The organism is Caulobacter sp. Root655, from assembly GCF_001427665.1.
Classification (GTDB): domain Bacteria; phylum Pseudomonadota; class Alphaproteobacteria; order Caulobacterales; family Caulobacteraceae; genus Caulobacter.
In genome coordinates, this window is the sequence record NZ_LMHC01000023.1 from 563,667 (window position 1) to 588,078 (window position 24,412).

Annotated in this window: 19 protein-coding genes; 7 read left to right on the forward strand and 12 right to left on the reverse strand. The window is 68.1% G+C overall.

Translation table 11 applies throughout. The features are described 5' to 3' along the window. Window positions 1-14 precede the first annotated feature (14 nt). From ASD79_RS17605 to ASD79_RS17630, 6 genes are all read right to left on the reverse strand, one after another. Window positions 15-1,619 carry a flavin monoamine oxidase family protein gene (locus ASD79_RS17605; protein ID WP_056723921.1) on the reverse strand — a complete coding sequence of 535 codons (1,605 nt, stop codon included), beginning with the start codon at window positions 1,617-1,619 and terminating at the stop codon, window positions 15-17. A 292-nt stretch (window positions 1,620-1,911) separates the two neighbouring features. Further along, window positions 1,912-4,377, reverse strand: coding sequence for a TonB-dependent siderophore receptor (locus tag ASD79_RS17610; protein ID WP_235524498.1), 2,466 nt, complete (start codon window positions 4,375-4,377; stop codon window positions 1,912-1,914). A gap of 424 nt (window positions 4,378-4,801) precedes the next feature. Then, the gene (locus ASD79_RS17615) at window positions 4,802-6,640 is read right to left on the reverse strand and encodes a glycoside hydrolase family 9 protein (RefSeq protein ID WP_056723925.1); all 1,839 of its coding nucleotides are present in this window, start codon (window positions 6,638-6,640) and stop codon (window positions 4,802-4,804) included. A gap of 25 nt (window positions 6,641-6,665) precedes the next feature. Next, window positions 6,666-9,197, reverse strand: a complete 2,532-nt coding sequence (locus ASD79_RS17620) for a family 20 glycosylhydrolase (RefSeq protein ID WP_235524504.1) — start codon at window positions 9,195-9,197, stop codon at window positions 6,666-6,668. A 152-nt stretch (window positions 9,198-9,349) separates the two neighbouring features. Beyond that, window positions 9,350-11,974: a TonB-dependent receptor gene (locus ASD79_RS17625; protein ID WP_235524499.1), complete on the reverse strand. Its 2,625-nt coding sequence runs from the start codon at window positions 11,972-11,974 to the stop codon at window positions 9,350-9,352. A 232-nt stretch (window positions 11,975-12,206) separates the two neighbouring features. Next, complete coding sequence (locus tag ASD79_RS17630) at window positions 12,207-13,460, reverse strand: ROK family protein (RefSeq protein ID WP_056723929.1); 1,254 nt, start codon at window positions 13,458-13,460, stop codon at window positions 12,207-12,209. Window positions 13,461-13,720: 260 nt separating this feature from the next. Here ASD79_RS17630 and ASD79_RS17635 point away from each other — a divergent pair, with 260 nt between their 5' ends. Then, window positions 13,721-14,704 carry a carbohydrate kinase family protein gene (locus ASD79_RS17635; RefSeq protein ID WP_162252378.1) on the forward strand — a complete coding sequence of 328 codons (984 nt, stop codon included), beginning with the start codon at window positions 13,721-13,723 and terminating at the stop codon, window positions 14,702-14,704. An 84-nt stretch (window positions 14,705-14,788) separates the two neighbouring features. Further along, window positions 14,789-16,024 (forward strand): MFS transporter, encoded by a 1,236-nt coding sequence (locus tag ASD79_RS17640; RefSeq protein ID WP_056723934.1) that lies wholly within the window; start codon window positions 14,789-14,791, stop codon window positions 16,022-16,024. A 40-nt stretch (window positions 16,025-16,064) separates the two neighbouring features. Here ASD79_RS17640 and ASD79_RS17645 read toward each other — a convergent pair whose 3' ends face one another. Together ASD79_RS17645 and ASD79_RS17650 are read right to left on the reverse strand one after the other, a co-directional pair. Beyond that, complete coding sequence (locus ASD79_RS17645) at window positions 16,065-17,738, reverse strand: alkaline phosphatase family protein (protein ID WP_235524500.1); 1,674 nt, start codon at window positions 17,736-17,738, stop codon at window positions 16,065-16,067. Between the two features lie 85 nt (window positions 17,739-17,823). Then, window positions 17,824-18,183 (reverse strand): VOC family protein, encoded by a 360-nt coding sequence (locus tag ASD79_RS17650; RefSeq protein WP_235524501.1) that lies wholly within the window; start codon window positions 18,181-18,183, stop codon window positions 17,824-17,826. A 143-nt stretch (window positions 18,184-18,326) separates the two neighbouring features. Here ASD79_RS17650 and ASD79_RS17655 point away from each other — a divergent pair, with 143 nt between their 5' ends. Both ASD79_RS17655 and ASD79_RS17660 read left to right on the forward strand, forming a co-directional pair. Beyond that, window positions 18,327-18,803, forward strand: a complete 477-nt coding sequence (locus tag ASD79_RS17655) for an Lrp/AsnC family transcriptional regulator (RefSeq protein WP_056723941.1) — start codon at window positions 18,327-18,329, stop codon at window positions 18,801-18,803. A gap of 126 nt (window positions 18,804-18,929) precedes the next feature. After that, window positions 18,930-19,493 (forward strand): hypothetical protein, encoded by a 564-nt coding sequence (locus tag ASD79_RS17660; protein WP_056724134.1) that lies wholly within the window; start codon window positions 18,930-18,932, stop codon window positions 19,491-19,493. A 61-nt stretch (window positions 19,494-19,554) separates the two neighbouring features. Here the strand turns inward: ASD79_RS17660 and ASD79_RS17665 are convergent, their stop codons facing one another. Both ASD79_RS17665 and ASD79_RS17670 read right to left on the reverse strand, forming a co-directional pair. Beyond that, the gene (locus ASD79_RS17665) at window positions 19,555-21,102 is read right to left on the reverse strand and encodes a glycine betaine ABC transporter substrate-binding protein (RefSeq protein WP_056723943.1); all 1,548 of its coding nucleotides are present in this window, start codon (window positions 21,100-21,102) and stop codon (window positions 19,555-19,557) included. Beyond that, a complete protein-coding gene (locus ASD79_RS17670; protein ID WP_056723945.1) occupies window positions 21,095-21,859 on the reverse strand; it encodes an ABC transporter ATP-binding protein in 765 nt (254 codons plus the stop codon). The genes ASD79_RS17665 and ASD79_RS17670 overlap by 8 nt, the downstream gene beginning before the upstream one ends. Window positions 21,860-22,024: 165 nt before the next feature. Here ASD79_RS17670 and ASD79_RS17675 point away from each other — a divergent pair, with 165 nt between their 5' ends. The 3 genes from ASD79_RS17675 to ASD79_RS24035 all read left to right on the forward strand — a co-directional run bounded on the left by ASD79_RS17675 (window position 22,025) and on the right by ASD79_RS24035 (window position 23,604). Next, a complete protein-coding gene (locus ASD79_RS17675; protein ID WP_056723947.1) occupies window positions 22,025-22,276 on the forward strand; it encodes a hypothetical protein in 252 nt (83 codons plus the stop codon). A gap of 817 nt (window positions 22,277-23,093) precedes the next feature. Continuing rightward, window positions 23,094-23,294 carry a hypothetical protein gene (locus tag ASD79_RS17680; RefSeq protein ID WP_056723949.1) on the forward strand — a complete coding sequence of 67 codons (201 nt, stop codon included), beginning with the start codon at window positions 23,094-23,096 and terminating at the stop codon, window positions 23,292-23,294. A gap of 172 nt (window positions 23,295-23,466) precedes the next feature. Then, a complete protein-coding gene (locus ASD79_RS24035) occupies window positions 23,467-23,604 on the forward strand; it encodes a hypothetical protein (protein WP_156400556.1) in 138 nt (45 codons plus the stop codon). A 64-nt stretch (window positions 23,605-23,668) separates the two neighbouring features. On the opposite strand, the gene fliE is transcribed toward ASD79_RS24035, so the two are convergent. Beyond that, on the reverse strand, window positions 23,669-23,977 hold the full coding sequence (gene fliE / locus ASD79_RS17685) for a flagellar hook-basal body complex protein FliE (protein ID WP_056723951.1): 309 nt from the start codon (window positions 23,975-23,977) through the stop codon (window positions 23,669-23,671). Window positions 23,978-23,987: 10 nt separating this feature from the next. Further along, window positions 23,988-24,407, reverse strand: a complete 420-nt coding sequence (gene flgC, locus ASD79_RS17690) for a flagellar basal body rod protein FlgC (RefSeq protein WP_007672720.1) — start codon at window positions 24,405-24,407, stop codon at window positions 23,988-23,990. Window positions 24,408-24,412: the final 5 nt, after the last annotated feature.

Consider the following 24,412-nt stretch of genomic DNA (forward strand, 5'->3'; position numbering starts at 1 on the left):
GGCATAGCCCAGCCTCACGCGGTGCGCACCCGGGCGTGGATCTTGCCGATCTGCTGCCAGGCCGACTCGATGGCCCCGGCCTGCCAGCCGCCCAGATAGCTGAGGTGCTCGCCGGCCAGGTAGACCCGGCCGTCGGGCTCGCACAACACCGGATAGGCCTCCTTGCGCCCCTGCTCGCCCCACTCGGCCCAGCCGCCCAGATTGAACTCGGCCAGGTGCCAGCAGAACGAGAAGGCGGTCTCGAAGTTCTCGGCGTATTCCGGGAACACCTTCTGGCCGGCGGCGACGGCGAAGGCCGCGCGGTCGGCCGGGGTCTTGGCGCTGATCTTGGCCGCCTCGCCACCGAACGCATAGAAGCCCAGCAGCACGCCCTTCTGGCTCTGCCAGCCGGTGGACGGCAGGGTGATGGTGTTGATGCCGGGCATGTCGTTGTAGATGTGGCCGCCGTAGATGTGGTGGTTCTCTTCCCAGAACCGGGTCTTCATCTGCAGGCCGATTTTGTTGACCGGCGCATAGGCCACGCCCGACATCGCCGCCTTGAATGGCTTGGAGAAGTCGGCGTCGATGCCCTTCAGCACGCTGAGCGGGATGGTGCAGACGCAGTAGTCGGCGGTGATGGTGTCCTGCTCGCCGAACTTGTCGGTGTAGGTGACGGTCACGCCCTTGGGGCTCTGCTTGATCTTCTGGACCACGCAGGAATAGCGGATCAGGCTGCCGACGCGCTTCTCGAAGCCCTTGGCGATCTGATCCATGCCGCCGATCGGCTGCAGCATCGTGCGCTGCTGCTCGTAGCCGCTGACCGAGGTCAGCACATGCCAGGCGCCCGAGTGCAGCACGTCGGTCAGGCTGTAGGGGACCGAGGGCTTGCCCGGCCCCGGATCGACCCCCGCCCCCGGATGCACCGCGAAGCCGCGGCCTTCGGTGCCGGTATAGGTCAGGTCGGTGGCCGAAAGCCGGCCCTCGTTGATCATGTAGGCCACGAACAGGTCGCGGTCCTCCGCCGTCAGGGGCGCGTCCAGCTGGCCCTTCGAGGCCGCCTTGGCGATCATCTCGGCGGCGTAGCCGCGGGCGTCGGCGGCGATCTCGCCCTTGCGGATCGGCTTGCCCTTCAGCGGGCCCGAGCCCTTCTCGAAATAGACGTAGGCCGCGTCGTTGTCGTTGACGAAGCTCTCCAACAGCACGCCGAACTGCTTGGTGTAGTGCAGGGTCGAACGGTGGTGATACGGGATCCGCCACGGGCCGTGGTTGATGTAGAGGCCCTCGTCGAAGTCGCAGGTCTGGGCGTTGCCGTTGAGGTCGGTGTGCTGGAAGCCTTTGCGCGCCGTCTGGCAGCGACCGCCGGCGAAGGACCGGGCCTCGATGACCTGCACCTCGTAACCGGCCTTGGTCAGCTCGTAGGCCGCCGTCATGCCGGCCAAGCCCGCGCCCAGCACCACGATCTTGGTCCCCTTGCCGCCACCTTCGAGGGTGGGGGGCGCGGCCATCGCCGAGGAGAAGCCGAAGCCCAGGGCGTCCATGCCCGCCATCGCCAAGGACACGCCGCCGAAAGCCGCCAGGCCTTCGAAAAACCGCCGCCGCGTCAGTACGCCACCCGACGCCGCCGCCGATTGATCACTCATACGACCCCCGAATTATCCGCCGCGATAGCCGCCCATGAACCAAGCGTCCGCGTGCTGATATGTCAGGCCACGGCAGGGGTGGAACAATGCGAAAAACTCGCCAGCCTTATGAGAAGTCCCGGTATGCCGTACCCATGGGCGCCCATGATGCCGCTTGTATGAAGAGCAGGCGAGGTGAAATTTTACGGCGGAAAAGTGCGTTCCCGACGGCGGAAAATGAAATTGACGAAAAACGCAAAAGAGCCGGGCGCGAGGCCCGGCTCTTTCTCAGGCGAAGTCCTTCCGACAGGGATCAGAAGGCGACGGTCACCCGGCCGTAGTAGTAGCCGCCGTTGATGCCGAACGGCGAGTAGGTGGGGTATTGGGCCACGCAACCGCCGCCGGAAGCGACGCAGGCGCTCTGGAAGGCGGCGGACAGCTTGTCCGGATACTCGTTGAACAGATTGTTGGCGCCGATCGTCGCGGTGACGCCAGCCGGCAGCTTGTAGGAGACCTCCAGGTCGGTGATCGCCGCCGTACCGATCTTGGTGTTGAGCAGCGGGCCGGTGCCGGGATCCGACAGCGACGAGGATTCGCCGTGGAAGGTCTCGGTCAGGTTCACGGTCAGTTGGCCGTAGCTGTAGAGCGCGTTCAGGCCGACCTTGAACTTGGGCGAGGCCTTTTCGAGCAGCGAGGCGGCGTTGCCGGCGAACAGCACCTGGCCGTTCGGGAACGGCACGCTGGGCGTCGACAGCGAGGCCGGCGGCGCCTTCACCTTGGTGATCTTGGTGGTGTTGTAGTTGCCGCTCAGGGTCCAGTCGACGCGGCCGTAGGCGCCCAGGTCGGTCGGGTACGAGACCACGACGTCCACGCCCTGGGTGCGGGTGTCCAGCCCGTTGGAGAAGATGTTGATCCCCGTGCTGGTCACCGTCGGGTCCAGGCTGTTGCCGTTGGCGATGATCGCGGCCGTGACCTGCGGCGAGGTCACCACTCCGTTGCGCAGGCCGTAGACCGAGCTGGAGCCGAAGATCCGGTCGCGCAGTTCAATGCGGTAGGCGTCGATCGTCGCGGTCATCTTCGGAATCGGATGCAGCACGGCGCCGATGCTGTAGTTGCGCGACTTTTCCGGCTTCAGCTTGCCGATGCCCAGAAGGGCGGCCGCCGCCGAGTTCGGCGCCAGTTGGACGAAGGCCGAGGTCGGCGAGACGTTGGTGGCCGAATAGTAGGATTCGGCCAGGGTCGGGGCGCGGAAGCCGGTGCTGGCCGTGCCGCGGATGGCGATCATCTCGTTGAAGTCGTAGCGGCTGGTCAGCTTGAAGACGGTGGTGTCGCCAAAGTCGCTGAAGTGCTCGAAGCGCGCCGCGGCGTCGATCTTCCAGGCGATGACCGGCGAGACCGCCAGGTCGGTATAGGCCGCCCAGTTGGTGCGGCTGTGGCCGCCGGCGTCGGTCTTGGAGAAGCCCGGATAGGACTGCGAGCCTTCCTTGTAGGTCGAGGCGGCGTCGCCCTGGCCGATGGCATAGGTGTCACGCCGCTGTTCGAAGCCGAAGGCCACGTCCAGCGGGGTGGCGAGGCCAACCTCGAAGTCCCTGCGCAGGTCGAGGTTGTTGGTCCACTGGGTGGTCAGCCAGCTGCCGGCGTGGAACGAGGTCGGGGTGAAGCCCTTGGTCGTCAGGGTGGAGGTGTCGGCATAGAGGCTGGCGTTGGCCGAGTCCTCGACGCGAACCTCGATGGAGTCCTTGCCGTAGGTGGCGCTGAGGTCGACGTCCCAGCCCAGCACCGCGCCCGAGACGCCCAGAGTCATGGCGTAGTCGTCCTCGATGATCCGCTCGCGGGGGCTGAAGCCCAGCGGGAAGGGCCGGTCGGCCGCGCCCTGCTTGCCCTGGACGCGGCTGTACCGGCGGTAGTTCTCGTAAGCCGAGGCGTCCTTGTGGCCGTAGGTGCCGAACGAATAGACCTCGAAGTCGGCCGGCAGCGTGATGGCGGCGTTGTAGCCCAGATTGCTGAGCCGGTACTCGGCGTCGCCCGAGATCAGGTTGAGGTTCGGGTAGCCCGGGATCTGGCTTTCAACGGCGTTGTTGGCCGCCGAATAGCTGGGGCTGGCCGGGTTGTAGATGCGCTGGTCGGGCAGGCCGCGGTTGCTGAAGCCGTGGTACTTGGTCTCGGCGGTCAGGTTCAGGTAGCTGTTCTCGGTCGGCGCCATGCCGAGGTTGACCGAAAGGCCGGCGGTCTTGCCGCCGCCATCGAAATATTCACCGCCGGTGGCCGAGATCGTGCCGCCCGAGGCGCCCTTCTTGAGAATGACGTTGATGACGCCGGCGATGGCGTCGGTGCCGTACTGGGCGGCCGCGCCGTCGGTCAGCACTTCGATCCGACCGATCGAAGCCATGGGGATGAAGTTGAGGTCGGCCGCGGCCGCGCCTTGATAGGAACCCGAAAGGACGGCCAGGTTGCCGGTGGTGTGACGGCGCTTGCCGTTGATCAGCACCAGGGCGTGGTTGGGGCTGAGGCCCCGCAGGCGGGCCGAAAGGGTCAGGTTGGCGGCGTCGCCGCCGAAGGCCTGGGCGTTGAACGACGGCACCAGATTGGCCAGGCCCAGACGCAGGTCGGTCTGGCCGGTGCGCTGGAGCGTCGTGGAATCGACCACCTGCACGGGCGCGGGGCTGTCGATGACCTTCAGGCCGGTCTGACGGGTGCCGGTGACGATCACCGCTTCCAGTTCGGCGGCCTCGGTCGGTTCGGGAACGTCGGCGGCGAATGCATTCGCGCTGCACGCCAAAGCGATGCTGACGGTTGAAATCCCTGCAAGCAGAACATTCCGTGAGCGATTATTCATTTAGTATCCCCTCGTAGCGCTTCAACGCGCGATTGTTCTCTCCTCCATGGCGTTTCCCGGTAAGCGTGTTCTTGTTATTACACTAGAATACAGACGCAACTCACGGCCACAGCCGCGCACGAACAGTTCGTCAGCCCTGAAATTTCTGCAACCGCTTCGATCGCCGTGAGATCGCAAGGTGGTGATTGGAGCCCCAGGCGCCCCTTTGCACGGCGCCTGCCCGCATTTTTGGGCAGAATGCTGATCACCGACGCGGCGCCGAAACGCCTCGATCCCTCCCGGGTGGGTCCCAAAAATTTGGCCGACCGTCCCAGGGACGACCGGCCAAATGTCTTCGAGGGCAAGAATCCCGGCTGCGGGATTCGACCTAGTTCGCCGGGGCGGCGCCCGCCGGCTGGGTCATGGCCGTGGCCGCCAGCAGCATCCACGAGGTGTGGGGGATCCACTGCTCGATCCACCGCCAGTTCTGCTCGTCCGGACCGGCGGCGAAGGCGATTCCCCGGCCGGAGTCGCTGTCGGGGGCGCCGGTGATCCCGTTGGAGATCCCGCCCACCACCATGTCGCCGGCGCTGTCGGCGTGCGGCGGGTTCTTGGCCCCGAACCCGTAGAGCAGGCTCAGGTCGTAGGGATTGCGCCCCAGGGTCCAGTCGATATTGGCCTGGGCGAAGGTCGCCAGGTCCGGGGCGACGCCGAAGGTCCCGCCGGCTCGCGGATCGGTCGCCCGGCCGCCGATCACCGCGGCGTAGGACAGCGAGGCCAGCCGCGCGCTTTCGCCCTGCCACCAGTAGCCGGTCTCGTTGACGTGCGGCATGAAGAAGCCCTCCTGCCGCCCGCCGACCGGCTTGCCGGCCTTGGACATACGGAAGGTCTGGCGCGGATAGTCGTAGGGGTTGGCGACCTTGGCGTTGAGGGCCAGTTGCGCGGCCAGGCTCTTGGCGATCACCGCCCTGGCCGAAGCGGCGCGGGCGGCGTCGGGCTCGATGTCCAGGTACTCGCCCAGGGCCAGCACAGGGAAGCCGGCGTCGGCCCCGTGGTAGAACGGCCGGTCGCCGTCGTCGCTGCGGAACCAACCCTCGGGCGTCAGGCGGCCCTCCAGGGCCTTGGCGCGCCGGCGGGCGGCGTCCAGATAGGTCGGCCTCCCGGTCGAACGGAAAAGCTCGGTGGCGGCCAGCAGCAGCGTGTAGTCGTCGATGATGTTCTCGTGGCCGTCGTCGACATAGCGACGGTTGTTGGCCTGGAGGTGCGCGAAGGCCCGCTCCGCATCGGCTTCGTACTGCTCGTCCGAGAACACGCCCTTAACGCCGCTGGCCTTGGACAGCCGCGCGGCGCGGGCCAGGGCCGCCACCGCCACCGCCCCGCCTTCGCGGGCGGCGGCCTGGTAGTCCTTGGTGTAGACGCCCTCGACCCCGACATAGCCGGTGACCACCCGCTCGGCGCCGGGCGTCGCCCAGCGGTCGAAGACGGTCATGTAGAAGTAGCCCTCGGGCGACAGCAGCCGGTGCAGGTAGTCGGCGCCCCACAGAGCCTCCTCGATCAGCTGCTGTTCCAGCCCGGCCTTGCGGAACCGCTCGGGGGCCATGTCGTGAGCCTTGGCCAGCGACCAGGCGGTGAACGAGGTCTGCTGGGGATTGAAGAAGTTGGCGTAGGACAGGTGCGACAGGTACTTGCCGTTGTCGCCGCCGGCGTCCTTCCATCCGCCCCAAACGTCGACGACGCGCTTCGTGCCGTAGACGCGGATCTGGTGGTCGGCCGGTTTGGTGTGGCGGCTGAGCTTGAAATATCTTACCAGCGCTGAAGCCGTGGTGACGAACAGCGCGTCGTCGATGACCTTGACGGGCGCCGAGGTCGCCGTGTCACCGCCGATGGCGACCTTCAGCTGATAGGTCCCCTCCGTCTCCACCCCCGAGAAATCGGCCTGGTAATATTGCTTGCCCGCGCCCCATTCGCCGAAGGCCGGCAGCGGCGTCAGGGCGCCGGTCAGGCCGGGCGCGCCGTCCTTGAGCACCGTGAAGGCGCCCGGGGCGCCATCCTTCAAGGCGAGAGCCGGGCCTGAATATTCGACCACCGCCACCTTGGGTCCGTCGCGCTCCAGGGCGACCTGGTTGAGATGGACCTTGAGCTCATCGGCGACAGCGCCACCGGCCAGGGCCGAGCCCGCCATCAGCGCGCCCATCCAGGCCACGAACCGTTTCTTCTTGGCGAGCATAACGCCTCCCCCAAATCCAGAATGACTATTGAACGACGAAGCTTCGACCGGCCCGCTTGCCGTCGGCCGAGCGCGCCCGCACCTCGACCGGGCCAGAAACGGGCGCGTCCGGGACGTAGGGCCGCCAGGCTCCGCCCTCGACGCGGTACTCGATCGGCAGGCCCGGAAACTCGACATTGGCGCGCAGCTTGTCGCCCTCGACCACCGCCCCGACGGTCGGCACGCGATAGGCGACGCCCGCCGCGTCCAGCCGGGCCAGCTCGCGCCCGCCCAGCAGGTTGGCGAAGGCGTTCCAGTCGGCGTCGCGCCGGGCCCGCTGCGCCGCGTCGAAGGCGCCGGTGGCGCGGCTGTAGCCGGCGCCGGGCGCATAGGGCTCTTCCCAGTCGGCGACATGCCAGGCGCGTTCGGCCAAGGCCAGCAGGCGTGGATACAGCATGTAGTCGACCTGGGCGTCGGAGCGGATGGTCTCGCTCCACAGCTGGCCTTGCAGGCCGGCGAATCGGACGCCGGGCTTCAGCGGATGCTCGTCCTTCGAGGCCTGGTCCTTGCCGTGCAGGTCGGTCCACAGCTCGGCGTGGGCCGGCAGGTTCTCGGGCATGAAGTCGAACACCTTGCGCGTGCCGGTGGCGCGCGAGGGCCAGTCGTAGCCGCGCTCCTTGGGATCGGCCGCGTAGGGGCTGTCGAAGTACAGGACCTCGGGGGTCGAGATCACCACCTCCCAGCCCTGGTTGGCCTGGAGGTGTGCGCTGGCCGGCCCCTCCCCGCCCAGCGCGCCCCAGTTGTTGGAGTGCACCTGGCCGGGCATGCGCTCGGCCTTGGCGTGGCTCATGCCGTCGCTCCAGCCTGCCGGGACAACGCCCCTGGCCGCCAGCATGGCCGAGACCCGCTCGATGAAATGACCGCCCAGCTCGGCCGGCGCGATCCCGGTCTTCTTCTCATAGGCCGCGCAGGCCGGTGAGGCGGTCCAGGCGCCAGGCGTCTCGTCGGCGCCGATGTGGTAGCGGGTCAGGGGCTGGCCGGCGGCGGCGTGCAGCCGGGCCATCTCGTCCACCACCTTGCCGAGGAAGGCGTAGCTGCTGTCGAGACAGACATTGATGGTGTTGTCGCTGTAGTGCTGGATGCTGCTGTAGACGCTTTTGTTGGCCGCCTCGCTGAGCAGGTAGCGGCCGGCCTCGGCTTCCGGACGGCCGGTGGCGCGCAGGCGGGCGGCGCGGGCCTCCATCGCCTTGATCGCCGCCCGCGAATGGCCGGGCATGTCGAAGGACGGGATCACCTGGATGTGGCGCGCCTGGGCCGCCCGGACGATCTGGATGTAGTCGGCCCGCGAATAGAAGCCGTTGACCGGCGCGCTCGGATCGGGACCCGAGCCCAGTTGCGGGATCAGGCAGGTCCGTTCGGCCAGGTCGTGGCAGCGGCGCGAACCGACCTGCGTCAGCTCCGGCAACCCCGTGATCTCGACCCGCCAGCCCTCGTCGTCGGCCAGGTGCAGGTGCAGGCGGTTGAGCTTGTAGGCCGCCATCTGGTCGAGGATGGCCAGGACCTCGGCCTTGGAATGGAAGTTGCGGGCCACGTCGACGTGCAGGCCACGGAAGGCGAAGCGCGGCGCGTCGTCGATCGTCAGCGCGGGGACCGAGCGGCGGGCGTCGAGCAGGGCGGTCAGCGAGGCCAGGCCGTTGGCCGCGCCCTCGGCGTCGGACGCCGTCACCTGGATCGCCTGGGCTGTCGTCGTCAGGTGGTAGGCGCCGGGCGACGGCGTCTTGGCGGGCGTCACCGTGATCTTCAGCGGCGCGCCGCCCTTCGCCTGACCCACCCCGGCCTTGGCCAGGCGCGACAGGGCGGCCGCGAGTTCCGTGCGTTGCACGCCGGCGAGCGACACGGCCACGCCGCGTGAGAGGTCCAGACTCGCGCCGTTCGGATCGAGCCTGGTGCTCAACGGGGTCGGCAGGATCGCGCCGCGCGGGATCGGCCGCACGCTGGCCCCGGCGGCGGCGTTGACCTGATAGAGGCGCGGAGCGGTGGCCCATACCGTGACGTCGGCCGCCGCGCCGCCGGCCAGGCGGGCCTCGTCGGTGAACGGCGCGACGAAGGCCAGGCTCTCCAGGCCCGTCTCCGGGTCGATCACCGGCCGGGTGCTGGCGATGGTCCGCGCGGCCAGGCCGTCGGCCGCCACATAGTAGTTGGGCATCGGATAGAGCTCGGACAGCTGATGACCGTCCAGGCGCAGGGCGATGCGGATCGGCTGGCCCGGAGCGAAGCCGGCGAAGGCCGCCGTCGGCGTCAGGCGATAGAGGTCGCCGTTGATGTGGATGAGCGCGAAGAGGTCGCCGCCGGCGTTCTGGATCTTGTCGACGCTGCTGAAATACAGCGACCAGCCAGCCGCCGGGGCCTCGGGCGCCGACAGGGTCAGCTCGGCCAGCATGCAGGATGGGTTGGGCGCGCAGGCCGTGGCGGCGGGCCGGTTGTCGAGCACCTTGTAGCCGACCTTCAGGGTCGCGGCGAACCGGTCGAGTTGCGCCTGGGTCGGCTGGGCCAGGGTCCCGCCCGCGCCCAACAGCATCGCCAAGGCCGCGCTCGCGCCTAGCCAGGTCCGCGTCTGTCGTTTCCTCACGTCGGGCCCTTTCGTCGGTGGCTCCGGCAGATTCTGGAAAAGGTGGGAGGACGGCCCACAAGAACGCCGTCCTCCCGGTTCTGACGATTAAGGGAGGAACGTCAGAAGGTGTAGCCCAGGCGCACGCCCCAGGTGCGCGGCGGGTCGTAGGAACCGCGGATCGCGCCGCGATTGAAGCCGCCGTAGTTCTTGGTGTCCTTGTTGGTCAGGTTCTCGCCGAACAGCTCGACAGAGTACCGGTCCTCGGGGGCCTTGATCTTCAGGCTGGCGTTGATCTTGGCGAAGGCGTGCTGCGAGTTGTCGAAGTGCTTCAGGTCCAGGTTCTGGACGTCCATCCACATGCGGTCCTGCCAGTGGACCTGGACATAGGGCAGCAAGGCGTAGCCGTTCTTCAGCCCGATGGTGTGCTCGTAGGTCACCGACATCGAGTACTTCGGAGCGAAGGGCAGCTGGTTGCCGACGATGGTGTCCTGGCCGGGCGCGCCGCAGTGGGCCACGCCCAGGATCTCGCGCTCGGCGCAGGCGAAGCCGTCGGAGAAGGTTCCGCCGTTCTTGATCTTGGTGTCCAGCCAGGCGCCGTAGCCCGACAGGCGGCCGTTGGCCCAGGGGATGATGTCGAACTCGACCTCGAGGCCCTGGATCCGGGCGCTGTTGAGGTTGTCGGTGGTCCAGGCCAGCACCGGGTCGCCGAAGTGGGGGCTGATCGGGTTGGTGTCGACGCCGACCACCTTCTCGCCGGTGTTCTGCATGTCGGTATAGTCGCTGTAGAAACCGGTGATCGACAGGCGGGCGCGGCCTTCCAGCAGCGTGGCCTTGTAGCCCAGTTCGTAGGTCTTCACCGTCTCGGGATCATAGGTGAGAAGGTTCATGCAACCGTTGTTGCAGAAGTCGAACATCTCATACATGCCGCCCATCTTGTAGCCGGTGGCGACCGAGGCGAACCACATGGTGTTGTCGTCCGGATAGTACTGAGCGCCCAGGCGATAGGTGCCTTGCTTCCACTTCATGGCCACGTTGTTGGGCTCACCGCCCGGCATGACCGTGCCCAGGGGCGCGTCGCCGCCCATGTCGAAGTTCAGGTCCGGCGCCTGATGGCCGCGGATGCTGTCGGGCGTGTGATGACCATTGTACCAGGCGCTGGAGCCCTCCCAGAAGGCGTAGGTCATCCCGCCCTGGTCGGTCTTCCTGTCCCAGCTGTAGCGATAGCCGGCCGTCAGGTTCAACTTCTCGAGCACGCGATAGTCGAACTGGCCGAACAGGGCCTTGGATTCCGTGGTGCGCTTGTTCTGGTCGAACACCCAGGTGTCGGGCAGGCCGTCCGGCTGAAAGCCCAGCACCGGATCGTACGACGCCGCCGTGCTCTGGTCCGACCAGCTTTTGTTGGCCAGCATCTCGATATCATAACGGATCTTCTTGTTTTCCTTGAGGTAGTACGCGCCAAGCACGTACTGGAACTTGGAAGGACCGGTCGACTTCAGCTGCACCTCGTGGGTGGTGGTGCGATAGCGGCTGCCCTTGGTGGCCCAGCTCTCGTCCCAGATCGGGTAGTAGCCGGTCAGCACGGCTTCGGGCGAATGCAGCGACGGATCGCCGATCGACGCCCAGGCCGAGGGCGGATGGGCGCCGCCGTCGATGTCGGCCACCTGGTCGCGCCTCTGGTCCTGGTACGCGGTGCGGTACTCCAGCATCGCCTTGTCGGTCAGCGCGTAGCCGACCTTCAGCTGGTAGTCGTCGACCGTCATGTCCCGCTTGCCGGGCACGTTGATCTTGGCGTAGCGCAGCGGATGGTCGCAGGCCGCCGGAGTTCCGGCCGCCTGCTGGCAGTCGACATAGTCGATGTCGCCCGCGCCCTGGTCCGAGAACCGCGAGACCGTGCCGGTCAGCTCCAGCTTCTCGATCGGCCGCCAGCGGCTGATCAGGCGCACGGCCCATTGATCGGCGTTGTTGTAGTAGTCCTTGGGCTTGACCAGGTGGTTGCGGCGCTGGTCGACGTCGGGAATCCCGTCCTTGTGGATGCCGTAGGCTGGCTCCTCCAGGTCGGTGAAGTCCTGCACCTGGGTGATGTAGCCGTCGTGCTTCTCGACCATGAAGGCCGCGCGCACGGCGAACTTGTCGCTGATCCCCCAGTTGACGCTGCCGCGCAGCTGCTTGGCGTTGTAGTTGCCAAGCTCGCCCTCGACCTTGCCGAAGACGTCGTTGAACACCGGCTTGGCGGGGATGATGTTGATCGCGCCGGCTGGCGAGTTCATGCCGAACAGCGTGCCCTGCGGCCCGCGCAGCACCTCGACACGCTCGACGTCGAACATCAGCGCCAGAGCGCCCTGCGAGCGGGGGGAATAGAAGCCGTCCTGGTGGATGGCGACCGCGCCCTCGCCCACCTCGGTGAAGTCGGTCGAGGTGACGCCGCGAATGGTGGCGGCCGTGCCGCTGTCCTGGCCGGTGCTCAGTTGCACGTTGGGCATGGTGGCCGACAGGTCGCGGGCCGATTTGATCCCCTGGCGGTCCAGGCTGTCCTGGGTGAAGGCCGAGATCGCCAGCGGCGTCTGCATCAGCTTGGTTTCACGCTTCGAAGCGGTGACCACCAGCTCTTCCAGCACCCCGACGTCGGAGGCGGCGGCGGCCTGTTGGGCCATGGCGACGGCGGGCAGAGCCGCGGCGGCCAGGGCCGAGCTCATCAGCAAAGCGGTGCGTCGACCGATGTGGCGACGACGTGCGACTTGAGTCACGGAACTCCCCCTTCTTCTTGTTTTTACAAGCACTTGAACCTCGACGGATCTTCCGTCCGGCTCACCCTTCAAGCGCTCGCAGCCAATCTTTCGTCCGGGATCGACGCGACGCGCCGCCCTTCGACCCTGGAACGATAGGCGCCGGATTTGGGGGGTGTCAATATATACTTCTATTGGATGTTTTTATTATAACGCGCTGATCGAAGCGGTGGCGCCCGAGGATAAAACGCGATCAGAGGGTGTTAGCGCGACCACTTGGGCGGCCACCCAGGAACGTCTCGACCTCCAGCCGGCCCTGGCGTTCCTGCAGCAGCACGTCGAAGCTGGGCGACAGCATCTCGTGGATCGGCAGCACCGCCGCCCCGAGGATCGAGCTGTCCTCCTGGCGCTCGGACAGGGTAATGCGCACGCCTCCGTCCCCTGCCCCGCCGCGCACCGAATGGCGCAGCGGCATGGCCAGGGCCACCAGCCTTTCGACCAGGGCCCGCGGGGCCGAACCGCCGATGACGATGGTCGAGGGGTCGAGCATGTTCTCGATGATGCAGATGGCGTTGCGCAGGTGGCCGGCGGCCTGCCGGCACCAATCCATCAGCCGCTCGTCCTCGGCGGCCAGCAGCGCGAGGATCTGGGCGTTGGTCAGCTCGACGTCGGGGTCGCCGCTGACGAACTCAGACAGCGAGTGCAGCGAGACGTAGCGCTCCAGGCAGCCATGGTTGCCGCAGTAGCAGGCCTTGCCGTGCGGCACGATCGGGATGTGGCCGATCTCGGTGGCGTTGCCGTTGGCGCCCTTGTAGGCGGCCTTGTCCGTGACCAGCGCCCCGCCCAGGCCGACGCCGAAATGCAGGTAGAAGAAGCCCGTCAGGCCCTGCGCCACGCCGAACAGCGACTCGCCCAGCGCCCCGGCCGCGCTGTCGATGTTGTAGAACACGTGCAGGCCAGTGGCCTTTTGCAGGTCCTCGAGGATCGACAGGTCGGTCCAGCCCTCGAAGGCGGTGGGCCCGGTGAAGCTGAGGCCGGGCACGTCGAACGGCCCCGGCAGGGCCACGCCCACGCCCCAGATGCGCTTGGCGTCGGCCGAGCAGGCCTGCAGTTCACGCACCAGCTGGACCATGGTCGCCAGGGTGGCCGCCTGGTCGCGGGCGTCGATCTCGACCTCGCGACGGTGCAGCACCTCGCCCACCAGGTTGACCAGGGCCGCCGAGGCCCGGCGTGGCTCCAGGCTGATGCCGATCGAGTCGCCCCCGCGCGGGTTCAGGGTGAAGGCCATGGGCGGCTGGCCGCGGGCCTTCTCGCCCTTCAGCCGCTTGGAGACGACTAGGCCGATCTCCCCCAGGTCCTGGGTGATGTTGGCCACCGTCTGGGGGCTGAGCGCCACCAGGTCGATGATCTCCTTGCGCGAGACCTCGCCACGACGGCGGATGACGTCCAGCACGATGCGCCGGTTGTAGGGCGCGCTGGACTGCTGGGTGGCGCCGCGGGTGGCCATGCGGGCTTTTAAACTCCAGATCTCGGAGGCGACTCCTGCCACTCGGATGGCATGTTCACAAGGCCCGCGCTCTCTCAGCCAATTTCTTCCATCCATTGGTTTTATTAATTGACACGCGCCGGACGCCCTCGCATCCTTGCCGTCGAACAAGGGGGCCGCCGACACGAAGCGGGCCCAGACATACGATCTGGGGGCGGAGACGTGGCGCGGCGATCCAAGGCGGATCGGCAGGCGCCGCCCCGTTCCTGGACATGGGACGAATGAGCAAACCTCCGATGGATCATCGAAACACCGCCCCGCCCAGTCTGGCGATCATCGGCGACGTCGCCGTCGATCTGGTGCTGGGCCCCGTCGACGGCTGGCCGGCCATCGGCACCGAGACGATCATGCGGCGCAGCGAGCTACGGGCCGGCGGCTCGGGCGGCAACACCGCCCTGGCCATGCGTCACCTGGGCGCGCCATGCCGCCTGCTGTCGCAGGTCGGCGCCGACACCTTCGGCGGCTGGCTGGCGGGCGAGTTCTCCGGCATCGACGCACAACTGGGCGTAGCCCAGGCGGCGACCACGGTGTCGACGGGCGTCATCCACACCTGCGGCGAGCGGACCTTCTTCACCACCAGGGGCCATCTGGAAGAGCAGAGCTGGGCTCAAATTCGCCCCTTGGTGGGAGCCGCCCCCACCCCTGGCTCCATCGCCCTGCTGACCGGCGCCTTCCTGCTGCCGAAGATGCGCGACGCCTATGGCCAGGTGATCGATGACCTGGCCGAACTGGGCTACCAGATCGCCATCGACACCGGCTGGCCGCCCGAGGGCTGGACCCCGGCGATCCGCGCCGCGACCCTGGGCTGGCTCAGCCGCTGCGACCACATCCTGCTCAACGAGATCGAGGTCACCGGCTTGGCCGAGACCGACGACCTGGACACCGCCCTGCGCCGGCTGACCCCGCTGCTGCGGCCCGAGGCGGTGCTGGTCGCCAAGACCGGGGCCAAGGGGGCGGTGGCCCACTACGGCGGCGCCCGGTTCGCCGCCGCCGCGCCCCAGGTCGAGGTGTTCGACACCATCGGGGCCGGCGACTCGTTCAATGCCGGCTACCTGGCGGCGCGCCTTTCAGGCCTGGGAATCCAAGACGCCCTGGCCGGCGGTTGCCGCGCGGCCTCGGCGATCATCAACCACTTCCCGCGCCGCGCCATCGCGCCGGGGCAGTTGGCCGACCTGGTCGCGCCAGCCCACGCCGGGCGGAACTAGAGTTTTGTTTTAACGCATTTTCTTCACGCGAACCGGCATCCACTTCGCTCGAAAATGCCTTGGAAGACGGACGGGGAAACGACGATGAAAAACCGGGCTCTGGTGGTCGGCTACATTCTGGTCGTCTGGTTCGTGATCTCGTTCGTGACCAACATCATCGGCCCGCTGATGCCGCTGATCATCTCCGACTTCCACCTCAGCCTGACCCTGGCCGGCTTCCTGCCGTTCTCGTTCTTCCTGGCCTATGGCGTGGTGTCGATCCCGGCCGGGATGATGATCGAGACCTTCGGGCCCAAGCCCGTGCTGCTGGCGGCCTTCCTGCTGAACCTGGCCGGGGCGCTGGCCTTCTCACGCTTCCCGACCTACGGCGTGGCGGTCGGGGCGCTGTTCGTGATCGGCCTGGGCATGGCGATGCTGCAGGTGGTGATCAATCCGCTGATGCGCGTGGCCGGCGGCGAGCAGCACTTCGCCTTCTATTCGGTGATGGGCCAGTTGGTGTTCGGCCTGGCTTCGTTCGTCAGCCCGCTGGTGTTCGCCGGCCTGATGACCGGCCAGGACGCCAGGGACCTGCTGGCCGCCCTGCCCTTCGCCGCCCGGCCCCAGTGGATCGCGCTCTACTGGCTGTTCGCTGCGATCTTCGGGGCGGTGATCCTGGTCACCCTTTGCATGAAGATCCCCGTGATCGAGCTGAAGGACGACGAGAAGGCCGGGGCTTTCGACGCCTATGTCACCCTGCTCAAGACCCCGCACGTGATCCTGTTCTTCCTGGGCATCGCCGCCTATGTCGGCACGGAACAGAGCCTGGCCAACTGGATGAGCCAGTTCCTGTCGACCTATCACGGCGTTTCGCCAACCGCCGAGGGCGCCCACAGCGTCGGCAATTTCTGGGGCCTGATGTCGGTGGGCTGTCTGGTCGGCCTGGGCGCGCTGAAGCTGTTGGACGCCAAGGCGGTGCTGGTGGCGATCTGCGCCCTGGCCATGATCTGCGTCGGCGCGGCGCTGTTCGGCGATCGTCAGCTGTCGCTGATCGCTTTTCCGACCTGCGGCTTCTTCCTGTCGGCGATGTTCTCGATCGTCTTCTCGCTGGCGCTCAACTCCGTGCCGAAGAACCACGGGGCGCTGTCGGGCATCCTGTGCTCGGGCATCCTGGGAGGGGCCGTCGTGCCGCTGATCGTCGGGGCGTTGGGCGAGCACATCGGCCTGCGCGCGGCGATGCTGGCGGTGCTCGTGACGCTGGGCTTCCTGATGAGCATCGGGTTCTGGGCCCGGCCGCTGGTGCGCAACGAGACGATCGCCTGGCGGAAGAAGGCGGCGGTTTAGTTTTAGAAACCCTCTCCCAGCGGGAGAGGGTTCTACGCCCTCAGCACCCCGGCCCGCCCCCCAGTGGCAGACACCGCCCATCGACGTCCGCCGGCACGGTCACGCCTGTCACCGCGGCGATCGTCGGGGCGATGTCCACGGTCTCGATCGGCAGCACCCGCTCGCGCGCGCCCGCGCCCTTCCACCAGAACAGGATCGGCACCCGCCGGTCGTAGTTCCACGGGCTGCCATGGCTGGCCACGTAGTTGGCGTTGGCGTTGGCCGGGGTCAGGTAGGGCTGGAAGGCCACCAGGATGTCGCCGACCCGCCCGGGATAGGCGCTGCGGCGCATGCGTTCCGCGACGCTGATCTCGTCCGGCGGCGTGCCCTTGGGCGGCGGCGCGGCGGTGGCCAGGGCGCCCGCGTCATAGGCCTCGAACACCTCCGACCGCTTGGCCAGGATCGCCAGGGTCACGGCGGTGATCCGCGCATGGTCGACGGCCGACGGCGCCTTGTCGTCCGAACCGACCACATAAAGCGACTCGATGCCGCCCGCCTGGACCAGAGGATCGTAACCCAGGCCCAATTGCTCGCGGACGGCGGCGTTGAGGTCCTTCAGCCAGACGATCGGCGACACGCGGCCGGCGTCGTAGCCCTGTTCGCGCAGGCGCTCGGGAAAGTCCGAGCCGCCATGGTCGGCGGCCAGCACCACCAGGACCTGGCCCTTCACCTTGGACAGGCCGTCGAGGAAGCTTCCCAGCCGGGCGTCGAGCTGGCCTAGCTGGTCGCACATCTCCGGCCCGCGCGTGCCGAACCGGTGGCCGACGAAGTCGGTGCCCGACAGGCTGACCGTCAACACGTCGACCGCGTCGCCGTCGCCCAGATGGAATGTCTCGCGCAGCGCCTGGGCGGCTTCCAGGGTCACGCGGTCGGTATAGGGGCTGGTCGCCAGGTTCCGGGCCGCGCCGGCCGCATCGGTCGCCTTGGGCAGCGGCAGGGCCGCGCGCCACTGGCGGTCGCCGGTGACATAATCGGCCTCCTTGGCCGCACAGCCCTTGTCGGCGTAGGTCCAGGCGGTCGGCGCTTTCTTGAGGTCCGCCGCCAGCTTGAGGTTCAGCGCCGCCACCGGCGCCAGCCGCGCCTTGGCGTCCTGCCCCGGCTCGACCCAGGTGGTGAAACCAAAGCCCTGCTGCAGCCAGAACACGCCGTCGCCGCGGTGGCCGGCCATGGCGATCGCCCCGCGGTCCTTGCCCGACACCGCGTAGACCTTGCTCTTCGGAGAGGCGGCCTTCAGCCAGTCGCCATAGGTGGTGGCCAGCAGCAGCTTGGGGCTCACCCCCTTGGCGGCGGGGTCGTGGGCCAGGGTCACCGACGGATCGTCCAGGCAATAGGTCTTCTGGCCTGTCGCCAGGTCGTAGAAGTCGTTGGCGACGATGCCGGTCTTGTTGGGATACTTGCCGGTCAGCAGGGTGGAGTGGCCCGGGCAGGTCTCGGTCATGCCGTGCGACTGGTAGCCGCTGGGATAGACCACGCCCTCGCGCGCCATTCGCCCGAGCCCGCCCTTGAAGTTGCCCCGATACTGTTCGAACAGGCTGGCGCTGAATTGGTCGATCGAGATCACGACCACCAGCTTGGGTTGGGGCTTGGCGATGGTCGCGGCTTGGGCGGGACCGGCGAGGGCGAACAGGGCGGCGGCCAGGGCCGAGCCGGCGACGGTTTTGGTGAAGCTGGACATGGCGCGCACCATGCATTGTCACAAAACCGTCGCAAGTCGGAATTGGCCGAGCGCCGATGTTTCCGACCGGATGTCCTGATGGCGCTCAGGCCTCGGTGTGGCTGACGAACTCCACCAGCCGACCGTCGGGATCGTGGGCGAAGCCGGCATAGTAGTAGGGATGGATCTGCGGCAGGACGGCGGGCGCGCGCTCCTGTACGCCGCCGTGGTCGCCGGCCATGGCGTAGGCCCGATCGACCGCGGCCCGGTCGTCGGTCACGAAGGCGTAGTGCACGTCGGCCGAGGGATCGCCCTCGACGATCCAGAAGTCGAGACGACCTCCCGAGCCGAAGCCCTTCTTCGGCCCGTCGACCACCAGGCTGTAGCCGGCGGGCTCCAGGACCTGCCGGTAGAAGCCGACGCAATCGGCCAGGCGACGGGTGCGGATTTCCAGATGATCAAGCAAGGGATTGGAACCTTTCAACGGAGAACACGTCAGCGACGCCGTGAGGTTTAGCCGCGCCAGCCTGCCTTCTGACCGCGAAGAACGACCTTTGAACGCGGAAATTCCGCGTTCTGGCGCGGCATCCGGAGTGCTAGCGTCACGGCATGAAGCTTGATCGTTTCGACCGCCAACTCCTCAACCTCGTCCAGGACGACGCGGGGCAGACTTCCGAGCAGTTGGCCCAGCAGGTCGCCCTGTCCCCCTCGGCCGTGCAGCGCCGCCTGCGCAAGCTGAAGGACGCCGGGGTCATCGTCCGCCACACCGCCATCCTCGAACCGCGCAAGGTGGGACGGCCGACCTTCTTCATCGTCTCGCTGGAGGTCGAGCGCGACCGCCCCGAACTGCTGGCCCAACTTCGGGCCTGGCTGGCGGCGCAGGAGCATGTGCAGCAGGCCTTCTACGTCACCGGCGAAGCCGACTTCATCCTGGTGGTCACCGCGCCCGACACCGAGACCTACGACGCCCTGATGGCCCGCCTGGCGGTGGAGAACCCCAACGTTCGCAAGTTCACCACCAATGTCGCCCTGGGCGTGGTCAAGCGCGGCCTGACGATCCCGGTGCCGCTGGACGAGGCGGACTAGAGTCACGGGAGGGCGGAGCCTGAGGAGGTCGACCATGGGTGGAAAGCAGTCCTTTGCACCAGTGTCGAGACTCCGCCGGCCACATGCGCTCTATTGCTGTTCAAAGCGGAGCGTTTGGAGAGCGGCATGATCCACGGCTTGAGGGCGACCATCGCAGCGGTGGCGCTTTTGCTCGGCGGCCCGCCACTGGCCGCCGCCGCGCAGCAATCCCCCGCCGTCGCGGCCGAGAATCGGGACGGTCAGCGGGACTTTGACTGGGAGGTCGGTGAATGGACGACACGCCTGTCTCGCCTCCAGCGCCCTCTGAGCGGTTCGAGCACCTGGGTCAAGTACGAGGGCGTGACTGTCGTGCGCCCTGTGCTGGGCGGCAGCGCCAATCTGGTCGAACTGAAGGTCGAAGGACCGGCTGGACGGATCGAGGGCCTGTCCTTGCGCCTGTACGACCCGGACGCCCGGCAGTGGAGCCTCAACTTCGCCGGCGGCGGGGTGCTGACCCGGCCGGTGTATGGCAAGTTCAGGGACGGTCGCGGCGTATTCTACGGACAGGACACGCTGGGCGCCCGGGCCATCCTGGTGCGCTTCATCATCTCCGACGTGACCGCCAACTCCGCTCGCTTCGAGCAAGCGTTTTCCGATGACGGCGGGATCAACTGGGAAGTGAATTGGATCGCCGTCGACACCCGCCGCTGAGCGCGCACTTCGCGCGTCGCGATGTCCGCCGAGGGGTCGAAAGCCGATCTTGGACCGCACGTCAGCGCTTCAACCCCGCCGCCAGCGCCTTGGCCGCCTGGGCCGGCGAGACCTTGCCGTCGTCGCGATCGACCGAGAAGTTGGCCGCCCTCATCGCTTCGACCGTGATCGCGCCGTCCAGCCCCGCCAGCGCCTTGCGCAACCGTGCGTCGCCGGCCCGGCCCGGGGCGATCAGCAGCACGGCGTCGTAGGGCGGCAGCGCCCCCTTCGGGTCGCCCAGCACCACCAGGCCGTCGGCGGCGATGCGGCCGTCGCTGGAAAAGGCCGAGATCACGTCGGCCTCGCCCGAACCGAGGGCGCGGTACATGAAGGTCGGCTGGAACTGGCGGCGGGCCTTGAAGCGCAGGCCGTAGGTGCGCTCGACGCTGGCCCATTCGGGGCGCGAGAAGAACTCCAGGTCGCCGCCCATGGTCAGGTCCGGCGCCTTGGCGGCCAGGTCGGCCAGGGTCATGATCCCCAGCGCCTGGGCGCGGTCGCGGCGCATGGCCAGGGCGTAGGCGTTCTCGAAGCCCAGCGGCGCCAGCAGCACGACGCCGTCGCGGCGTTTCAGCTCGGTCCGCAGCCCGTCCAGCACCGCCGCCCTGCCGGGATTGTCGGTCCGCCCCAGGACGTTGGCCCACAGGGTGCCGGAATAGTCGACATAGGCGTCGATTTCGCCGGCGGCCAGGGCGCGGTAGGCGACGGCCGAGCCGAGGTTGATCTTGCGCGTGACCCGCGCGCCCTGCCCCTCCAGCCGGTCGGCCATCAGCTCGGCCAGGATGTACTGCTCGGAGAAGTTCTTGGCTCCGATCACGTAGGAAGACGGGCGCGGCGCCAGATCAGCCGCCAGGGGCGCGACGGCGACGGCCAAGCCGATCGCCAGGCCGGCCAGGCCCGCGCCCCAGACCCGGCGGTCGCGTCGCTCGGCCCCGCGCTCGACCAGGCCCAGAAGCTGGTCGACCACCAGGGCCAGGCCCGCCGAGGCGACGCAGCCGGTCAATACCATCGCCCAGTTCTCGGTCTGCAGGCCGGAGAAGATGTAGTCGCCCAGCGAGGTCTGGCCGACGGGCGTGGAGAGCGTGGCCGCTCCGATGGTCCAAACCGCCGCCGTGCGCACGCCGGCCATGATCACCGGCAGGGCCAGGGGCAGCTCCACCCGCCACAGCCGCTGGCGATCGGTCATGCCGACGCCGCGCGCCGCCTCGACCACCGCCGGCTCGACGCCGGTCAGGCCGGCCACGGTGTTGCGCAGGATCGGCAGCATCGAATACAGCGTCAGGGCCAGCAGCGACGGCAGGAAGCCCAGGGCCGAGAAGCCGTGGCCGAACGCGGCCTTGGCCAGGTTCGAGAGCAGCAGCAGCAACGGATAGAACAGGGCCAGCAGGGCCAGGCTGGGGATGGTCTGCACCAGCCCGGCCAGGGCCAGGGCCGGCCAGCGCAGGCGCGGGCTGCGGGCGGCCAGCACGCCCAGCGGCAGGGCTACAGCCAAGCCCAGGACCAGGGCCGAGGCCGACAGCACCACGTGCCAGGCCAGGCGTTCAGGCAGCAGGGACAACAGGCCGCTATTCACCGGCGATCTCCCGCATCCGGGCGGCCTGGCGGCGCGGGGCCTGCATCAGGGCCTCGACCGCCGGGTCGGCATGGCCGGCCAGCAGGGCGCGCGGGGTGTTGTCGGCGATCACCCTGCCCCCGGCCATCACCACGATGCGGTCGGCCAGCAGCACGGCCTCGGCGATGTCGTGGGTGACCATCACCGTGGTCAGGGACAGCTGGTCGTGCAGGCGGCGGACGTCGTCGGCCAGGGCGACGCGGGTCACCGAGTCCAGCGCCCCGAACGGCTCGTCCATCAGCAGGATCGACGGCCGCGCCGCCAGGGCCCGGGCCACGCCCACCCGCTGGCGCTGGCCGCCGGACAGGTTGGCGGGACGCCGCGTCGCCAATTCGCGGGGCAGGGCCACCAGGTCGAGCAGTTCCGCGGTGCGCGCCGTGATCTTGGCCGCGTCCCAGCCCAGCAGGGTCGGGACCACGCCGATGTTCTCGCCCACCGTCAGGTGCGGAAACAGGCCGACCTCCTGGAACACGTAGCCGATGCGGCGGCGCAGGGTCGGGCCGTCCAGGTCGGCGGTCGGCGCGCCGTCGATCCGCACCTGGCCGCCGGTGGGCGTGACCAGGCCGTTGAGGGTCTTGAGCAGGGTGGTCTTGCCGGCCCCCGAGCCGCCGACCAGGGCGACGAACTGGCCGCGCGGGATCACAAGATCGGTGGGCTGGAGGACGGCCACACCGTCATAGGCCTTGCTGACCTGGTCCAGGACGATGGCGTCGGTCATGCGGCTCCAGATCGGCGTGGGCGAGACAAGCGGCGTCCCAGGGACGTGCTGTCGCAGGGGCGTCCTGTCACAGTCAGCCAGAACGCGCGGCGTGGGAAGCCTATTGCGACAGCTGATTCCCCGCGCGCGGTTCGCCGCGACGAGGCCGGCTCCCGGAGACCGATCATGACCGCCACCCTCGCCGCCCGCCCGTTCGAAGCCCGCGTCACCCCCGCCGACAAGCGCGCCCGCGCCTTGATCAGCCGCCTGCGCTGGGCCGTCTTCGCGATGGCGCTGCTGAACGCCGTGGTCTGGGGCGGCATGATCGCGGCCCTGCGCGGCGTGGTCGACCTGCACGAGCTGGTGGACCAGGCCTGGGCTTGGGGCGCGGCCTGGCTGGCGGCGCTGCCCCACGTGAGCATCACGATTTCGCACTGAGCCGCCTTTCCTCGCGGCAAGGCTTCGCCGCCTCACGCGGCGCGCCGCTGAGGTTCGGGGAGGGACGCGGAGCGCCGGGCTGGGCCCGGAGTTTGATTTGGAAATACCGTTTCGACACAGACCGACGCTCCGCGCGGTGCGTTTTCCAGGAGCGCTCGACGGTCGGCGTTGTTGGCGCCTCGCCGATTGAAGCCCCCGGCGGGAGAACGGAGCCAACGAAGCCCCGTCCGGTCCGCGTGCGTCACCGCACGCCTGCCGCCCTCGTCGGCCCATGCATCCCACGCCGTATCTGTGTTCCATGCCCGGCCGGCACCAGAGGGATACAGGTCGCGGTTCCGTCCGAGGACGACACCGCCACCGACGAGCGCTACCCGCTCGACCGCCCCCCAAGGCCACGAAGGTCGCTGGCCACGCGCCCTCCCCATGCCTTGAGGTGGGTTGACTATGCGGCGGCTTCTGGAGGGGAGGACAGACGGGTTTTCGGCGTTGAATTCGTTGGGGAATGACGGCGGTTGCGGTGGGGACAACTTTCTCCGCTCACCTTTCTAGCGTCATCCCGGGCCTTGCCTCAGCGTCCTGTCCCTCCCCCTTGTGGGGAGGGTGGCGGCGAAGCCGACGGGTGGGGGCCGGTGCAGGGCGCCTATTCCCCGCGCTCAATGCGGCGGCTCCCCCACCCGACCCCTTCGGGGCCATCCTCCCCGCAAGGGGGAGGGACGAGGCGTGTTGCTGGCGGCGCGGCGGAAGAGCCTTGCCAACCGCGCGTCCTGAGCGCGAAATGACCGTATCGGGGGAAACTAAAGGCTACGTGGAGATAGCCATGGCCGCCAGCTTGGACGCCCCGAGCACCGCTTCACCCGCCGCGAAGCCGCGCAAGCGCGGTCGCGCCAAGCGCAGCAGCCTGCGCTGGGCCGTGGTCGTGATGGTGTTGCTGAACGTTCTGGTGTGGGGCGGCATGATCGCCCTGACGCGCGGCCTGATCGCCTTGGGCGGTCAGCCCGGTTTGCGCCTGTTTCCCTGACGGGCCGAAGAAACCGAAAGCAACGATCCGCTCTTCCCGTGTCCCTCTTCCCAGGGCCGGCTCCCAGGTCCCGCGACCTCCCGTGTATCCCTGAGATTTTGCCGATAGCGAGTTCTACAATCTGCTCCATATTTTGATGGAGATATGAACCATATCTGACGCACTCGCCGTCTTGGACCGACTATCCAATGCCCGTTCGCTCGAAGAGGTGGAGCAGGCCCGCCGCGATCTTCTCGCTGAGGCGTATGAACAGCGCCGCTTGATGAAGACCAATGAGTTCGAACGCAGCGCGGAGATTGGCGACACCTAGCAGGGCGGATTGGAAAGAGGGACACGCGCTCTTTTCCCACTGCTTGAGCCCCTTCGCCCACCCCCTAGATCGGCATCCGCATGATTTCCTGATAGGCCGAGATCACCTGGTCGCGGACGGCCATCACCGTGTCGAGGCTGGCCTCGGCCGACGAGATGGCGGTGACGACGTCGATCAGTTCGGCCTTGCCGGCCGCCTGCTGGCCGATCTTCATTTCGGCCGCCTTGGTCTGGTGCAGGGTGTCGGTCATGGCCGACTTCAGCATCTCGCCGAAATCCATGCCCTTCTTGACCTCGCCGACCCCGCCCAGCGACGGCGTGGCCATCGAACCCTGGGCGGCGTAGGCCTTGGCGGCCGCGAGCGCGGTGATCATCGGCTAGCCCTTACTTGCGCAGGATGTCGAGGGTGCGCGATTCCATGGCGCGCGACGTCTCGATGACATTGAGATTGGCTTCGTAGGCGCGTTGCGCCTCCTTCATGTCCAGCGCCTCGACCAGGGTGTCGACGTTGGGCAGCTTCATGTAGCCCTGGGCGTCGGCCGCCGGATTGCCGGGCTCGTAGACGGTGCGGAAGTCCTTGCGGTCGGGATCGACGCGAGCCATCGACACGCCCTCGGCGCCGGCCACCGTCATCGGGCGGAACACCGGCACCTGGCGGCGATAGGGGTCGCCGCCCGGCGTGCGGGCCGTGGAATTGGCGTTGGCGATGTTCTCGGCGATCACCCGCATCCGGCCCTGCTGGGCCTTCAGGGCGCTGGCGGCGACTTGCATGGTCGCCATCGACTGGGAGCGGATCTCAGGCATCTTAA

What these genes read in the sequence shown, in the direction of transcription:
- ASD79_RS17635 (WP_162252378.1), top strand. Translation starts at nt 13,721, where the DNA reads ATGAGCAAACCTCCGATGGATCATCGAAACACCGCCCCGCCCAGTCTG.
- ASD79_RS17615 (WP_056723925.1), bottom strand. Translation starts at nt 6,640, where the DNA reads ATGCTCGCCAAGAAGAAACGGTTCGTGGCCTGGATGGGCGCGCTGATG.
- fliE (WP_056723951.1), bottom strand. Translation starts at nt 23,977, where the DNA reads ATGATCACCGCGCTCGCGGCCGCCAAGGCCTACGCCGCCCAGGGTTCG.
- flgC (WP_007672720.1), bottom strand. Translation starts at nt 24,407, where the DNA reads ATGCCTGAGATCCGCTCCCAGTCGATGGCGACCATGCAAGTCGCCGCC.
- ASD79_RS17605 (WP_056723921.1), bottom strand. Translation starts at nt 1,619, where the DNA reads ATGAGTGATCAATCGGCGGCGGCGTCGGGTGGCGTACTGACGCGGCGG.
- ASD79_RS17655 (WP_056723941.1), top strand. Translation starts at nt 18,327, where the DNA reads ATGAAGCTTGATCGTTTCGACCGCCAACTCCTCAACCTCGTCCAGGAC.
- ASD79_RS17620 (WP_235524504.1), bottom strand. Translation starts at nt 9,197, where the DNA reads ATGCTGTTGGGCGCGGGCGGGACCCTGGCCCAGCCGACCCAGGCGCAA.
- ASD79_RS17645 (WP_235524500.1), bottom strand. Translation starts at nt 17,738, where the DNA reads ATGTCCAGCTTCACCAAAACCGTCGCCGGCTCGGCCCTGGCCGCCGCC.
- ASD79_RS17660 (WP_056724134.1), top strand. Translation starts at nt 18,930, where the DNA reads ATGATCCACGGCTTGAGGGCGACCATCGCAGCGGTGGCGCTTTTGCTC.
- ASD79_RS17630 (WP_056723929.1), bottom strand. Translation starts at nt 13,460, where the DNA reads ATGGCCACCCGCGGCGCCACCCAGCAGTCCAGCGCGCCCTACAACCGG.
- ASD79_RS17640 (WP_056723934.1), top strand. Translation starts at nt 14,789, where the DNA reads ATGAAAAACCGGGCTCTGGTGGTCGGCTACATTCTGGTCGTCTGGTTC.
- ASD79_RS17675 (WP_056723947.1), top strand. Translation starts at nt 22,025, where the DNA reads ATGACCGCCACCCTCGCCGCCCGCCCGTTCGAAGCCCGCGTCACCCCC.
- ASD79_RS17670 (WP_056723945.1), bottom strand. Translation starts at nt 21,859, where the DNA reads ATGACCGACGCCATCGTCCTGGACCAGGTCAGCAAGGCCTATGACGGT.
- ASD79_RS17680 (WP_056723949.1), top strand. Translation starts at nt 23,094, where the DNA reads ATGGCCGCCAGCTTGGACGCCCCGAGCACCGCTTCACCCGCCGCGAAG.